This is a genomic window from Chitinophaga sp. (assembly GCF_039596155.1).
Lineage (GTDB): Bacteria > Bacteroidota > Bacteroidia > Chitinophagales > Chitinophagaceae > Chitinophaga.
The window spans coordinates 72,736-88,301 of record NZ_JBCNKF010000001.1 but is presented as its reverse complement, the minus strand read 5'-3'; the positions used below and the strand labels follow the sequence as shown (position 1 = coordinate 88,301).

Here is a 15,566-nt window from a genome sequence, read left to right as displayed (position 1 = left end):
AGATAAAAAGTTTTAGCCCTTGGCTACTACCTTCCATCCATTAGTCACTGCAATTCTCTTAAAGCCCCTTCCTGTACCTGCCTCCTTTATTCTCCCCCGGCGTTTCCGACCGGGAACCTTTCTATTGCGCCAGTGCCCATACAGCCACAGATCCGGCTCCACAGGTAAACTCAGCCCAGCCATCCTCGTTCACTACAATCTCCTCTTCCCTGCTACCCGTGATATCTTTAAACTTCTTACCTGCATGCTGTTTACCGATCTCCATATGCTTATTACCCTCTTCTCCGTTAGACATTACCACTGCACATCCTGATCCTTCATGCTCCTCGTCTCCTTCTCTCGTCCATCCAATACAATTAGGATGATCGAAATAATCACGCTGTATACCATATGCATACTGATCCCTTGCCCTGATCAGTTTATCAAGCCCTAACACCGGCGCAATGAGAATATGGCAATCATTTCCTTCATTATCTTTATCTGTATACTCCGCGCCATAGAGGTCCGCATAAAACACACATGGATAACCATGCTCCCGCAGCAGTATCAAAGCATAAGCCAGTGGCTTGAACCAGTCATCCAGCGGCGCCTCCAGTGCCTGCAAAGGCTGTGTATCATGATTCCCCACCACTGTCACTGCCAGGAACGGCTTGCAGGATACGAGTGAATCATCCAGTATCTTACTCAGGTCATAATCCTTTCCGCTCTTTGATGCATGGTGCAGGTTGTGATGCAGGGAAGAATCAAATAACGACATCTTACCCTCTGTTGCATCTATGTATTTCAGTAACAGGTCCAATTGTCCCGGTGCCCAATATTCTCCTACTGCAAACATCTCCCGGCCTGTAAACTGTCGCATCTGCTCCAGCCATTCTTTGAAGAAGTGAGGGGTAATATGCTTCACCGCGTCCAGCCGGAAACCGTCAAATTTCACCGTATTGTAATACCATTCTCCCCATCTTCTGAACTCCTCCCTTACTTCAGGATTACGGAATTCCACATCAGCGCCCATCAGGTAATCGAAGTTACCTTTTTCATCATCCACCACCTCTTCCCAGCCCTCGCCATACTCATTCTGGATGGTAAAGATGCCCGTTTCCTGCGTGTCGGCAGCATAGTCAATACCCGTAAAACAACGGTGATCCCATACAAATTGTGAATATTTGCCCTTCCTGCCGGGGAAAGTAAATTTGGTGTAGGCTTCTATCTCATAAGGTTCAGATATGAACTCATTCCTGTTTTCAGGGTCTACTTTACGCACCGTCACCTTCTCCGTTTCATCGGCACCTATCAGGTGGTTGGCCACTACATCGATGTACAACTGCATACCTGCATCATGTATGGCCTTCACAGCGGCTATGTATTCGTCTTTGGTACCGAACCGGGTGCGTACAGATCCTTTCTGATCAAACTCGCCCAGGTCATACTTATCGTAAACGTCGTATCCATGGCTGTTAGCGCCATCTGCGCCTTTGTAAGCCGGAGGTAGCCACACTGCATTGATGCCCATTTCAGCCAATGCTTTGGCATTATTCTTCACTTCATTCCATAAACTACCATCAGCGGGAGTATACCAGTGGAAATACTGGATCATCGTACCGTTTTGCATATATAGAGCTATCCATTTGGGGATAACTGAGTTAAATCAAATCATATGCCACCCCATTTTGGATAGATCACGTCTTTCGCTCTTGCCGCAGGGATTACTTTTACGAAGATCACTTTTCCTCCTTTTACCTCGGCTTCTACTGTAGTCTGGTAGGGAGCATGCAGCTTGAACGCGACATCCTGGTCCTGAGGCCATGCCGGTAGCAAATAGATCTTCTGATCATCCGTCTGCAGCAACATTTCCTGGACCCCAATCATGGCAGACCCTCCCCAGTTGTGATCAGGTGTCCAGTCAAAACCCGGCCCCCAGAATGTGGGAAAACGATGTGGACCATCTTTGAATTTCAACGCACTCAGTTTTGCGGCATCTGCCGTCAAACCCAGCCTGGCCGCGAAGACAGCATATTGTTTCCAGCCCACATAATCCCACTGGGCTACTGATTGCGGATCGTATCTGTAGGTATTGATGGCGGTGTCCAATCCCGGTTTGCCAATCCCGTAAATTCCCCAGGGAAATACAGGGTACAACTGCGGCGTTTCCCTGTTCTGAATGCGCGCCCATTTTTCTGCCGGTAAAATGGTAGGATACCCTTCATATTCACCGAATGGAATAGGCGGTAAATGTGCAAACATGGTATCCCACTTTGGCTGCTTTGCCACTTTCATTAATCTTTTCAGGATGGTTTGCATCGCTGCAATGACTGTAGTCGAATTGTACGTCATCTTATACGTTTCGGCAGCAGAAGTAGGATAGAAAATATAATGCCCCTGTGCATCGAATGTGTGATAATGTGCATCATAAAAAGAAAGACAACTATCTATAAAGGGTAAATATCTTTGGAGGCTCCCTCCCTCATACTGCTGCTGATCCAGCATCATCAGGCAAAACTCAAACACCGTTTCCCACTCGTACTCCAGCCACTTGTTATACTCCACCCCCGGATCAGTTCCTGCCGGCCGTTCCGGGTGATATTCCGTTATATTCGGCAGACCAAAATTTTCTATCTGCTCTGTAAAGCAGGCTCCCCCATGATTCCAATACACCTTACTACGTAAAGAGGCATTGTGCAACAAACGCAGATAAAAATCAAATTGCCCTTTTAGCATGTCCCCATCGCCGTTTTTCAACATGGGAAAATATACCAGCCGTTGATTTTGCGCAGTCATCGTACCGCCCCCCCATGCACGGAAATCAGGCGAGAAATGTTTGCTGCTGTCTACATAACACGGATCGAATGTGAATAACCCCCCGTTGAATTTTGTAGGCCATACGCCAAAAGCATTGCAGGCAAGTTGATACCTGAATAATTTATAGTTACGGCCAATGGCATCATGGTGAATATAACTTCGTTGCCAGAATTGATGCCACCAGGCAAGACTAGGTTGCTGTGAAACAGGTACCCGCATCAGTGCCTGCACCCCCTGCTCCCACTCATGTACTGTATTTGTCTGTGCTACATTCAAACCAATCCTGATCTCCTGCGAACGCACCGGCTCAGGTGTTTTTAACGCCCATCCGCGGTACTTTGTATCGGCATATTGCCCATTCGTTATACCATCTGCTACCATTCCCTTTCCCTGTAATATGCCTCCGAAAGTGTTGTTACGAATAGGGTTGTACAACTGCCCTTTCACGGAAGACATGCCTTCCATTCTCACCGTATAATCGAAAATATCGACCACGTCGGACCTGTTCCGATGATAAAAAACAACATTGTTATTCACAAATGAAATTGAATCCCTGTAAGTAATGAGGGGAAACGCCTGTAACACCTTATACGAATTTGCCCTGCACTCTACTCCGTCCTGTATCACGTGATCTTCATATCGCCAGGATTCATACACTACACGCACATCCACAGCATGCTGACTCTTCATACTCACGTGTACTACCGGATGAAATACATCTACCCATAACAGGATGTTCACACCACCCCCACTCACCACCACATGCCCATCTTCCACTTGCAATTCCTGTTTGAAATCTCCTTTGTCAAAAGGTTGTCCGGATATATGTACGCTTACCCTGCCTAACTTGAGCATCGCATTATTTTCATCAAAAGTGCCACTACGCGACAAATAAAACAGCAGGTCCCCCTTTTCTACCCACACATTCAAACCAATGTCCCCTCCTCCGCAGGGCATAGATTCACCGGAATGCAGGCTTTGTGTGTTCCATACAACCTGGGCATTGGCAGTAATAGAAATAAGTAATAAACAGGATAACAAAAATCTGTATAACATGGAATTGATTGTAAAGGCTACACTTAAAAATACAGGATACAATTCCAAAAATGAAATCCCCCGCCACATCGGCAGCAATAAATTCTACGCTCTTATAAAATCTACCCGGCACCCAATAAAATACTTTTTTGTCTTTTATTATTTCCCCCTATCTTTGCACTATGTTCTCAAAAACCTGCGAATACGGCATCAGGGCAATGATCTACATTGCACAGCAATCCAAAAACGACATTAAAGTGGGCGTTAAGGATATTGCTGCGGGTATAGACTCCCCTGAATACTTCATCGCCAAAATCCTGCAGGAGCTTACCAGGAAAGGACTCTTACTCTCCTTCAAAGGCCCTACCGGGGGTTTTTACCTGGACAAAAAAGCCCTTCAATGCTCTATAGCTGATATTGTAAGAGCGATCGACGGCGACAAGATCTTCTCAGGCTGCGGACTCGGCCTGGATTACTGCTCGGAATCCAAACCCTGCCCTATCCACCACGAGTTCAAAAAGATCAGGGAAGAGATGTCTGATATGCTGAACAACACCAGACTGGATGAGTTTCACGAAAAACTCGCCAAGGACATTGGGTTCCTGAAACGCTGACATTTTTTTTATACTAATAAAAGACAAAAAGGTATTAAATTATGCAAACCGATATCACAACCGAAGAAGACATACAACTCCTGGTGCATACCTTCTATGCCAGGGTCAGAGCGGACAATACTATAGGTCCCATCTTCAACTCCCGCATCCAGGACTGGGATACGCACCTGCAGAAACTATGTAACTTCTGGAGTACACTGTTGCTCTATACCAAAACTTATGAGGGCGATCCCATGAGTGTACACCGCGGAATGGCTATCGACACGGTGCATTTCAACACCTGGCTTTCCATCTTTAACAGCACCATCGATGAACTGTTCGCTGGTGAGACGGCACAGGCAGCCAAGAACAGGGCGCAAAAAATATCAGTTGTCATGCAGCATGTAGTGGCCCGCCAGGCATAATACCACCTCTCTTCTTATCTAAATTCACTAAAAATGACCGTACGAAAACTATGGATAGGCCTTGCCATGGTCTTACTATCCAGCTTTGCCGTATTAATCTATTTTGGCAGAGACATTTATCACCAACTTCCTCCTATACCCGATCAGGTCACAGACGAATCTGGCAATGTGCTTTTTACCGGACAGGATATCCGCGACGGACAGAACGTATGGCAATCCATTGGCGGACAAACCGTCGGCAGCATCTGGGGACACGGCAGCTATATTGCTCCCGACTGGACAGCAGACTACCTGCACAGGGAATCCGTCATCATGCTGCATGCACTCGCAACAGCCGACCAGAAAGACTATGCACAACTGCCTGATGATATACAGGCAATGTACCAACAGCGACTCAAAAACATTATTCGTAAAAACACTTTCGATGCGGTAACTAACACTATTATATTTGCCGCTCCACGAGTAACTGCTTTCAACGAACTCGCTACGTATTATGGCAACCTGTTCATGCGGGAAGGTGATCCTGCTTTCTCCAAACTCCGTGAACAATACGCTATTCCGGGGCATACCATTAAAGACCCTGAACGCATGCGTAAGATGAATGCATTCTTCGCATGGTCTACCTGGGTATGTATTACTGAACGTCCTGGTGGAACAGTGAGCTATACTAACAACTGGCCCGGCGATGAAACGGTGGGCAACGTACCATCTTCCTCGCTGCACCTGTGGTCAGGATTCAGTGTGTTGCTGCTACTGGCCTGTACCGCACTGCTTATTTTATACCACGCACGCAACGCAGAAGAGCATCCTGCTATCCTACCTGATGAAGATCCCCTGCGCCATACCGTGATTACACCATCCATGAAGGCGACGTTAAAGTACTTCTGGATTGTAAGTGCCCTCATTATCGTACAGATGCTGGCAGGTGTGATCACGGCTCACTATGGCGTAGAAGGCAACGCATTTTACGGATTGCCATTAGACAAATTCCTGCCTGCGTCTGTGTCACGCAGCTGGCACGTGCAGCTCGCTATTTTCTGGATCGCCACTTCCTGGCTCGCTACAGGCCTGTACATTGCACCTGCTGTATCCGGCTATGAACCTAAATTCCAGCGCCTGGGTGTAAATATCCTGTTCGGTGCATTGCTCATCGTCGTAGTAGGTTCCCTGGTCGGGCAGTGGTTAGGTGTGATGCAAAAATTAGGACTCGTAGATAACTTCCTGTGGGGACACCAGGGGTATGAATACATTGAACTGGGAAGAATATGGCAAATACTGTTGCTCGTGGGTCTTGTGATCTGGCTGGTACTGATGCTGAGAGCACTGTTGCCTGCATTGCGGAAGAAAGATGAAAGCCGCCACCTCCTTACCCTCTTCGTGATCGCATCTATTGCAATTGCCGTGTTCTATGCTGCAGGATTGATGTATGGCAGACAGACACACATGGCTGTTGCAGAATACTGGCGCTGGTGGGTAGTGCACCTGTGGGTAGAAGGATTCTTTGAAGTATTCGCCACAGTGGTGGGGGCTTTCCTTTTTTGCCGGCTTGGATTGTTACAGATCAGGTCTGCTACGACTGCTGTACTTTTCTCTACGATCATTTTCCTCTTTGGTGGTATCATCGGTACCTTCCACCATCTGTACTTTAGTGCTACGCCGATCTCTGTGCTGGCACTGGGTGCTACTTTCAGTGCACTGGAGATTGTGCCGCTGGTGGTGATTGGTTACGAAGCTTATCACAACTATACGCTGAGTAAGGCAACCCCCTGGATCAGGGCCTATAAATGGCCGATCTATTGCCTCGTTGCCATGTGCTTCTGGAACTTCCTGGGTGCGGGCATCTTTGGTTTTGCGATCAATCCTCCCATTGCATTGTACTACATACAGGGTCTGAATACCACGGCCGTTCATGGCCACGCGGCATTGTTCGGTGTGTATGGTATACTTGGTATTGGCCTGATGCTGTTTGTATTGAGAGGCTTATATCCTGGCAGGCAGTGGAATGATCAACTGCTGGGATGGTCTTTCTGGCTGACAAATATAGGGTTGCTGGTGATGGTAACTGTAAGCATGCTGCCAATGGGTATCCTGCAGGCGATTGCTTCTATACAACATGGTTACTGGTATGCAAGATCTGCGGAGTTTATGCATACTGATACGATGCAGACACTGCGCTGGTTAAGAGTGCCAGGCGATATATTACTGGCAGCAGGTGAATCGCTGCTGGTGATTTTTGTAATTGGATTAAAGACCGGCTGGTCTTTAAAAGAAGAGCGTTAAGATGCAATGCCTGCTGCAGGGTCTCCTGCGGCAGGCTCTTTTTAATGATAAATGGCATGCCTTTATTCAATTACCCTGTACATGCCCATCTACCCGCTATTTGTTGATGTACAACTTGGTATCATAAGTGATCGTCACTTCGCCATCCCGCTGATTCACCTCAAACAACTCCGTCAACGCCTGCATCATCTCCTCGTAATTTCCCTGCCCCGGCTGTGGCATATATGAAGAACTCAGCACCTGTCCTTTCAACCCTTCAAAATCGAGCTGCTGGCTATGCCTGAAGTAATGTACTTCCATTTCAGCGGGTGCAAAAAATGCGGTTAACTCAGGTTCATGTGCCTTCCGGATTTCATGATAATCCGTGCCATAAGTCGCCTTGAGTGTTTCATATCCTTTATCAAACGGTGATTCAAGTGTACGCAGGTTCCATAATAATGCTACATAACCACCTGGCAACAGGATACGGTCAAATTCCTTCCTGGCTACGACAGGATCAATCCAGTGAAAAGCCTGTGCTACGGTGATCAGTTGTACTGACTGATCAGGCAACCCCGTCGATTCTCCCGATCCGTTGAGTGAAGAGAAATTGGGATAATCGTTCAACTGTGCCTCCGCCGCCTCGCGCATCTTTGCATTTGGTTCAATAGCATATACGGTCCAGCCTTTCTTTAACAACAATTCTGTCAGGATACCGGTGCCGGAACCAATGTCTGCAATGGCTGAACCAGTCGTGAGCCCTGCCTTGGTCTGCAAAAATTCAATCAACGTATCCGGATAGGTAGGACGATATTTTTTGTAGTTGTCTACCCTGTCTGAAAATCGCTCCTTTGAGTTAAACTTGTCTACAGATGCCATATTGTATCAGGTTTTATACCCAGGTATACCGTGTTCCCTTTTTTAGGTATTGCAATTAAATCAGTCGTTCTTATCAGCACAGACCCACCCGGCACTTTCACACCAATCTCATAAGCATTTCCCATGTAATTCACTTCTTCTACAAGTCCTTTGATGCCAGCCTTATATCCAAACTGCAGATTTTCCGGCCTGATAAATATTTTCCTGTCGCCTGTTTGCTCCAGTACGTTGGGTGCTACCAGGTTATAAGGTCCGAACAGGCCGGCTGTATATTCATCTACAGGATGATTGTATACTTCAAATGGCGTACCTCTTTGTACGATCAATCCATCTTTTACAACCAGGATTTCATCGGCCCATGACAGTGTATCCTGTGGATCATGAGAAACAAGCAGACAGGTCAGATCCAGCTTCTCCCCTATTTCTTTGATCACTGTTTTCAATATCTGCTTATGAGAATAATCCAGGTTGGAAAATGGTTCATCCAGCAGGAATAACCGGGGGTTACCGATTAACAAACGCGCCATCGCCACACGCTGCTTTTCTCCACCTGAGAGCTCATCGGTTCTCCTTTTCATCAAATGGCTGATCCTGCAAATGCTGTAGAGTTCATCCGCTTCCTCCTCCGTCATTTTATTGGCATATTCCAGCACCTCTTCTACCCTATAATTCAATCGCAGTTCATAGTGCTGGCTCAGGTAAGCAATACCAGGTTCACCGGGGAGTAGTCGTTCGAGTGGGCCTTTCACCCGGTTACCTTCAAATCTTACTTCCCCTTCATCCGTCTGCAATAATCCGGCTACAATTTTCAATAAGGTACTTTTCCCGGAACCGGAGGCACCCACAATTGCAATCTGCTGGTGCTTTTCCTGCACAAAATCAATACCCTTTAAAACCAATTCTCCATTCACCTGTGTACAGATCCCTGTTACTGTTAAAAAACTCATAATAAACAAAGGTAGTGTATGATTTTTGAATTAAGTCAAGCCAACCGCAGGCCCATGCCGACTCTCCGTGCAGTTGCCTACGGCAACTGCACGGAGAGTCGGGTGATTCTTTGGAAAAAAATGTAGTTGAAACACTACCTAAACAAAAGTAAAAGAAATCTACAATTAATTGCCCCCATTTTACAAACCCCACTTTTGTCATTCGGGGTACTTTTATAGTCTCAAATTGATGACAGATGAAAAAGATTACAATAGGAAAAACAGACTTACAGGTAGCCCCCATCAACTTTGGTGGTAACGTATTCGGCTGGACTTTAGACGAAAAACAATCATTTGAAATATTAGATGCGTTTGTCAATGCCGGCTTTAACTTTATAGATACTGCTGATACCTATTCCTGGTGGGCAGAAGGCAATAAAGGAGGTGAGTCAGAAGCAATTATAGGTAAATGGATGAAGGCACGTGGCAATCGTGATCAGATCATCCTGGCTACAAAAGTAGGTGCCCGGAACAGAGAACATAAAGAAGATGTGAGCAAAGCACACATCCTGAAATCAGTAGATGAGTCATTGCAGCGGTTGCAAACAGACCATATCGATCTGTACTATACACACTTTGATGATAATGTGACGCCCGTGGAAGAAACTTTATCAGCTTATGATGAAATCATCAAGGCGGGCAAAGTGAGATATATTGCGGCTTCCAACTTAACACCGGAACGCCTGACCGAGTCCCTGAAACTGGCAGAAACGAAAGGGTTGCCACGCTACCAGGCATTACAGCCACATTATAACCTCGTAGAGCGGACAAATTTCGAAACAAAATACCAGCCTGTTGCAAAGGAATATGGATTGAGTGTAATGCCCTATTGGTCACTTGCAGCTGGTTTCCTGACCGGAAAATATCGTTCTGAAGAAGATTTTAAGAAGAGTGTGCGTGGTGAAGGTGTGCGAAAATACCTGAATGAAAAAGGAATTGGCGTATTGAATGCGTTGGATAAAGTAGCTGCCAAACATGATTCTAAACCTGCAACTGTTGCCCTGGCATGGTTGCTGGCGCAACCGACTATTGCAGCACCCATCGTGAGTGCTACGAGCCAGCAACAGCTGGAAACGCTGGTCGCCGCACCGGCTTTACAGCTGGATGCAGAGGACCTGGGATTACTGGATACTGCCAGCAAATAATCCCTTCTTGCTTTTAAAGCTTTGTTAAAAAATCGAGGTTGTCTCAAAAGTAAAATTTCCCGGATTTAATCCGGATACCTGTTGGAGAGAATTTCATTTAATGATTCTCATAGCCTTCAGATTACTTTTGAAACAACCTCGATTTTTTTTGCCCGGTAAAAATAATTTTCACTTACTTTGTATTACAAAGCACTTTCAATAGTATGAAAACAAGTACCCAATGGATCGCTCATTTTGAGCTAAATGCCACCAAACATAGGGTCGATTGGTCCATAGCCCCCAACATTTCCCCGGCGGAACTGGCTCCCATCCTCCGCTCCCTTCAGGCCTGGCAACTCGGGGAAACCTCAGATGGTAGTCATCTGTTGCGCACGGCCACCAATTATGCCAACAGGATCAAAGATCCTTCTTATATCACCGCTGTACAGCTCTTTATAAAAGAAGAGCAAAAACACGGTAACCACCTCGGCCGCTACCTGGATGCTATTCATCAGCCAAGGGTTAAGTCCGACTGGGGAGATACCCTCTTCAGAAAGTGCCGCTATTTCAATACCAGTATGGATTGCTGGACGCTCACCGTGCTCACGGTAGAGAGCGCCGCCCAGATCTTTTATCAATCGTTGAAAGATGCCAGCAATTGTACACTGCTCAGGCAAATTTGTACAGATATCCTCATTGACGAAGCCCCACATATTGAATTCCAGACGGAACGACTCGCTATATTATTCCGGGACAAGTTTGTGCTTTATCGTCCATTCTGGCGTATCTTTTACCAGATTACCTTCTTCTCTGTTGCAGTAGTTGTGTGGTTGGGACATCGTAAATTATTCAGGGCAGGTGGCAATACGTTCTCGTCTTTCATTGATAAGATGACGTATAAATATCATAAGACCATTGCCAGAGTTACATCTCCGGTGCCACACCCGCGCTATATTGCGGAACCATCATTGCAGCCTAAAACCGTAAATTAAGGATCTGAAAAGCCTGACCATTATGTTGAAAAGAATTTCTCCGCTTGAAAAAATGCTGGCTGTTGCCATTGCTTTTACGATGACATTGCTGGTGGTACGCGTGCTCCGTTACCATGATAATATTTATATTTTTTATATCTGGAATACATTTCTGGGCATACTCCCATTAATCTTCAGCCGCCGGCTGGCGGGAATGTCGGGGATCCACCTGCGGTCTGTTGGCCTCATGGCCTGCTGGCTGGTATTCTTTCCAAATGCAGCTTATATGGTAACCGACATCTTTCATTTTAGTGAGCGACCTCCGGTGCCACTTTGGTATGATCTGCTGATTGTATCGTCTGCGGCGTGGAATGGCTTGCTATTAGGGATTATTTCATTGATGCAGGTGGAGCACTTTCTTGCCAGGCATCTGAAAGGCCTGTGGGTAAAGGCGATTGTGCTGGTGAGCTTTGTGTTGTGCGGGTATGGCGTCTATATTGGCCGTTACCTGCGGTTCAATAGCTGGGATGCAGTGACAAATCCTGAAACATTGTTTTTTACCGTGGCAGGACATTTATTTAAGCCCTATCATCATTTGGGAGCATGGGCTTTTAGTATCGGTTTCGGGGGCATGTTCGGGATTATTTATTACACGTTGCAGCAATTACATCATCATAAAAAAAGCGCTCCTCAGAACGAGGAACGCTTTTTTATATCTTGATGGTTAAAGCGCAGTATTAATGTCCTGACTTCACCGATGTCATTTCCAGGTTTTTGAACCGCTTCATACAATAAAAACCGAAGTTCAGAATCACTGCATAACAGATCAACGGAACGATCAGTGCATACTGTACGCCAATGGCATCAGCCAATGCACCCTGTATGACAGGCATAATAGCACCACCCAGGATCGCCATCACCAACAGGGAAGAACCCTGGCTGGTATAGGTACCCAGTTTTGCTATCGCCAGTGTATAGATGTTAGAGAACATAATAGAGTTGAAGATACCGATACCCACAATGCTGAACATCGCAATTTCTCCTTTGTTAATGATGGCACTCGCCAGCAGGAACATGTTGATCAGGGAGAATATAACTAACGTGCGTGCAGGCGCAGAACGACCTACCAGGAATCCTACAAAGTTCAGTGCAATAAAGATCAGGAAGAAACTGATCTGCTCAAATGGCATACCTACCAGCAGGTAAATCACCCCGAATACTGCCAGGGCGGTCACCAGCATATACGCCGCTTTCCGGGCCTGACTCATCGTATGACTCAGCGAGATGGCTCCTACAAAGCGGCCGATCATCGCGCCTCCCCAATAGATCGCCAGGTATTTCTTGGCTTCACTTTCCTGCAGACCAGCGATATCCTGCAGCCCCAGGAAGCTGATCATAAAGCTACCAACGGCAACTTCTCCACCTACATAACAGAAGATAGAGAGGATACCTCTTTTCAGCTGAGGGAACTGTAATACACCCAATCCTTTAGGCTGATTTTCTTCGTCCTGTGCAAAATTTGGCAGTTTTACACGCCAGATCAACACCGCTACCAGCAAGAGGATGCCTGCAAAGATCAGGTAAGGGATTCTGGTTGCCGCGGCACTAAACCCACCATTTGGATCCTTGAACAGCTCAAATATCAGGTGACCACCTAATATAGGCGCGATCGTAGTACCGAATGAATTAAATGCCTGTGTGAGGTTCAACCTGCTGGAAGCACTGTCCTCAGGCCCCAATAGCGATACATAGGCATTCGCCGTAATCTGCAATACGGTAAAACCCAGCCCCAGCACGAACAACGCACTCAGGAACAGGCCATACACACCATACGTAGCAGCTGGCAGGAACAATACACAGCCCAGTGCCGACAGGATAATACCAAAGATAATCCCCTTTTTGTACCCCACCTTATTGACAGGGTCCCCGTTGTAATAGGAAATAATGAAATAGATCAGCGAACCGATAAAATATGCGCCGAAGAATGCAAACTGGACCAGCATCGATTTGAAGAAGGTGAGCTGGAACAACTCTTTCAGGTAAGGGATCAAAATATCGTTCATACACGTGATAAATCCCCACATAAAAAACAATAACGTGATCGTGATCAGTGGAATTGCATTGTTTCCTTTCTTATGATTGTTCATAACCCGGACTTACGTTTCTTTGTTAAAGTTGGCAAAACACAAACATACATCTATCTGAATCATTTTTGTCAAAAAAAGCGACAAAAACTTTCAAAATCATATAAGTTTCCCCGCCATGGGAACGAGAATCAGTCAATTCCCCGGGCAAAATCATCACTAATGTTAAATCTGTTTATCTTTGTCATTATGCGGAATATTGATATTGAAAAAGCCAGCGAGGCGTTATGGAAAAATGCCCTACCCCACCTATCTGTCGACTGTGTCGTTTTTGGCTATCACCAGGGCAGCTTTAATGTGCTGCTGGCCAGGATGAAAGGAGATGACAAGTGGATCCTACCTGGGGGTTATATACAAAAAACAGAATCTATTGACGATGCAGCCAAGCGGATCCTCTTCGAAAGAAGTGGTGCGGAGAAAGTGTTCCTGGAAGTTTTTGGCGTGTTTGGCGAACCAAATCGTTCTGAAGACTACTTTGTCGAGTATGATGACAACCTCTGGCATAAAATGCGTTTTGTCACCATCGGGTACTATGCAGTGATTGACCAGTCGCAGGTGACGCCTGTACCTGATATGTTCAGTGATGCCTGTGAATGGATGCCGGTCTATGAATTGCCGCAAATGGTCATGGATCACCAGCAGATCATTGAGAAGGCACTGGAGAAATTAAGGGATCAGCTATATCATAAGCCTATTGGATATAACCTGTTGCCGGAGATCTTCACCCTCCCACAACTGCAAGCCCTCTACGAGAAGATTATGAATCAGAAATTCAACAGGGGCAATTTTTACAGGAAAATAATGAAAGAAAATATCCTGATTAAACAGGGAGAAGCAAAAACAGGAGGGGCGCATAAAGCACCACATCTATACAAGTTTGATCCGGCAATCTATACGAAGTAATGATATATTGAGTATTTACTCAAACGGACTGGCACAGTAGTAGCTGTACATGTGCATATGACAACTCTTTCACAACGCAGTGCTGGTATACTTTTACATATCACCTCATTGCCCGGCCCCTTTGGCTCCGGCGATCTGGGGCCGGCAGCCTATCATTTCGCAGATCAGCTCCATATAGCCAGGCAACGTTACTGGCAGGTACTCCCCGTCAATCCCGTAGATGCTGCTGCACTATCACCCTACAGCCCCATCAGCAGTATGGCTGGCGACCCGATGTTGATCAGCCCGGAATTGCTTGAACAGGAAGGTTTGCTCACACAGGCCCAACTCAAAAGATGTCACCTGCCCAATTCTGATAAAGCTGATTTTGAAAAAGCCATTCCTATTAAATCGGCCCTACTTGAAATTGCTTACCTGAACTTCGTACAGCATGAAGATCAGTCAGCATTCGAAGCGTATTGCACACAACAGGCCTACTGGCTGGATGAGTTCACGGAAATTCCCAGGGAAAAATGGTACCAGTTCAAATTTGACCAGCAATGGTCTGCCCTCAAACAATACTGCAATGACAAGGGCATCCTCATTTTTGGAGACCTGCCCTTCTACATACATAGTGAGGCCTGTGATATAAAGGCACACCCTGAATTTTTCAACATGAATGGAATAGCAGGCGTGCCGCCTGATTATTTCAGTGAAACAGGGCAGTGCTGGAATGTACCCGTTTACAACTGGGAAGCCCTCAAAGCCGATAATTATCAATGGTGGCTCCGCAGGATGCAACGCAATATGGAACGGTTCGACCTGTTAAGACTCGACCACTTCCGCGCCTTTGCTGCTTACTGGGAAATTCCGGCCGGAGAGACGACAGCCGTCAATGGCCAGTGGAAACCGGGCCCGGGAGCGGACCTGTTTCAAAAATTGCAGGCCTTATTCCCTTCTATGCCTTTTATTGCTGAAGACCTGGGAACAATAGATGAACCGGTAAGAGCATTGCAGGCACAGTTTCAGCCGAAGGGAATGCGGGTACTACTGTTTGCCTTTGGTGACGATATGCCACAGAATGAACATGCTCCGCATCACTTCATTTCAAATGTAGTGGCGGTCACAGGTACACATGACAACAATACTGCACGCGGATGGTTTGAGGAAGAAGCAGATCGAAAAACGAAATTAAACCTCCGCGAATATACAGGACTTAAAGTGTCTGCTAAAAAAGTAGCACGCATCCTGTGCAGGATGGCCTATTCGTCCGTAGCAGATATCGTGATACTCCCCATGCAGGATGTATTAGAATTACCTGCTGCAGCCAGGATGAACAATCCTTCCGGTAGTAAAGAAAACTGGAAATGGCGGATGCTGGCCGGACAATTTAAAAAAGAGAAAATCAAAAGGCTGAGGAAGTGGGCGAAATTATATAACCGCCATTAATAAAGAATCAACGGGTCATTCGT

13 protein-coding genes are annotated in these 15,566 nt (G+C 46.2%); 8 read left to right on the top strand and 5 right to left on the bottom strand.

Features of this window, described 5'->3' with window-relative positions:
• Positions 1-121 precede the first annotated feature (121 nt).
• Both ABDW33_RS00335 and ABDW33_RS00330 read right to left on the bottom strand, forming a co-directional pair.
• Positions 122-1,609, bottom strand: coding sequence for an alpha-amylase (locus tag ABDW33_RS00335; protein ID WP_343688070.1), 1,488 nt, complete (start codon positions 1,607-1,609; stop codon positions 122-124).
• Between the two features lie 41 nt (positions 1,610-1,650).
• Positions 1,651-3,852, bottom strand: a complete 2,202-nt coding sequence (locus ABDW33_RS00330) for a DUF5703 domain-containing protein (protein WP_343688069.1) — start codon at positions 3,850-3,852, stop codon at positions 1,651-1,653.
• Between the two features lie 161 nt (positions 3,853-4,013).
• Here ABDW33_RS00330 and ABDW33_RS00325 point away from each other — a divergent pair, with 161 nt between their 5' ends.
• The 3 genes from ABDW33_RS00325 to ABDW33_RS00315 are packed head-to-tail and all read left to right on the top strand — an operon-like array spanning position 4,014 to position 7,129.
• Positions 4,014-4,445, top strand: a complete 432-nt coding sequence (locus ABDW33_RS00325) for an Rrf2 family transcriptional regulator (RefSeq protein WP_343688068.1) — start codon at positions 4,014-4,016, stop codon at positions 4,443-4,445.
• A 41-nt stretch (positions 4,446-4,486) separates the two neighbouring features.
• Positions 4,487-4,849: a group III truncated hemoglobin gene (locus ABDW33_RS00320; RefSeq protein ID WP_343688067.1), complete on the top strand. Its 363-nt coding sequence runs from the start codon at positions 4,487-4,489 to the stop codon at positions 4,847-4,849.
• 33 nt (positions 4,850-4,882) lie between these two features.
• Positions 4,883-7,129: a nitric-oxide reductase large subunit gene (locus tag ABDW33_RS00315; protein WP_343688066.1), complete on the top strand. Its 2,247-nt coding sequence runs from the start codon at positions 4,883-4,885 to the stop codon at positions 7,127-7,129.
• Positions 7,130-7,225: 96 nt separating this feature from the next.
• Here ABDW33_RS00315 and ABDW33_RS00310 read toward each other — a convergent pair whose 3' ends face one another.
• Together ABDW33_RS00310 and ABDW33_RS00305 are read right to left on the bottom strand one after the other, a co-directional pair.
• Entirely contained in the window at positions 7,226-7,987 is a 762-nt protein-coding gene (locus tag ABDW33_RS00310; RefSeq protein WP_343688065.1) for a class I SAM-dependent methyltransferase, read from the bottom strand.
• Positions 7,975-8,934 (bottom strand): ABC transporter ATP-binding protein, encoded by a 960-nt coding sequence (locus ABDW33_RS00305; protein ID WP_343688064.1) that lies wholly within the window; start codon positions 8,932-8,934, stop codon positions 7,975-7,977. The genes ABDW33_RS00310 and ABDW33_RS00305 overlap by 13 nt, the downstream gene beginning before the upstream one ends.
• 236 nt (positions 8,935-9,170) lie before the next feature.
• Between ABDW33_RS00305 and ABDW33_RS00300 the strand changes: the two genes are divergently transcribed.
• From ABDW33_RS00300 to ABDW33_RS00290, 3 genes are all read left to right on the top strand, one after another.
• The gene (locus tag ABDW33_RS00300; protein ID WP_343688063.1) at positions 9,171-10,118 is read left to right on the top strand and encodes an aldo/keto reductase; all 948 of its coding nucleotides are present in this window, start codon (positions 9,171-9,173) and stop codon (positions 10,116-10,118) included.
• A 203-nt stretch (positions 10,119-10,321) separates the two neighbouring features.
• The gene (locus ABDW33_RS00295) at positions 10,322-11,089 is read left to right on the top strand and encodes a ferritin-like domain-containing protein (protein WP_343688062.1); all 768 of its coding nucleotides are present in this window, start codon (positions 10,322-10,324) and stop codon (positions 11,087-11,089) included.
• Positions 11,090-11,111: 22 nt separating this feature from the next.
• Complete coding sequence (locus ABDW33_RS00290; RefSeq protein ID WP_343688061.1) at positions 11,112-11,789, top strand: DUF1361 domain-containing protein; 678 nt, start codon at positions 11,112-11,114, stop codon at positions 11,787-11,789.
• A 16-nt stretch (positions 11,790-11,805) separates the two neighbouring features.
• Here the strand turns inward: ABDW33_RS00290 and ABDW33_RS00285 are convergent, their stop codons facing one another.
• Complete coding sequence (locus ABDW33_RS00285) at positions 11,806-13,215, bottom strand: sugar MFS transporter (RefSeq protein ID WP_343688060.1); 1,410 nt, start codon at positions 13,213-13,215, stop codon at positions 11,806-11,808.
• A gap of 159 nt (positions 13,216-13,374) precedes the next feature.
• On the opposite strand from ABDW33_RS00285, the gene ABDW33_RS00280 reads away from it, so the two are divergent.
• Both ABDW33_RS00280 and malQ read left to right on the top strand, forming a co-directional pair.
• Complete coding sequence (locus tag ABDW33_RS00280; protein ID WP_343688059.1) at positions 13,375-14,115, top strand: NUDIX domain-containing protein; 741 nt, start codon at positions 13,375-13,377, stop codon at positions 14,113-14,115.
• Positions 14,116-14,172: 57 nt separating this feature from the next.
• Complete coding sequence (malQ, locus tag ABDW33_RS00275) at positions 14,173-15,543, top strand: 4-alpha-glucanotransferase (protein ID WP_343688058.1); 1,371 nt, start codon at positions 14,173-14,175, stop codon at positions 15,541-15,543.
• Positions 15,544-15,566 lie beyond the last annotated feature (23 nt).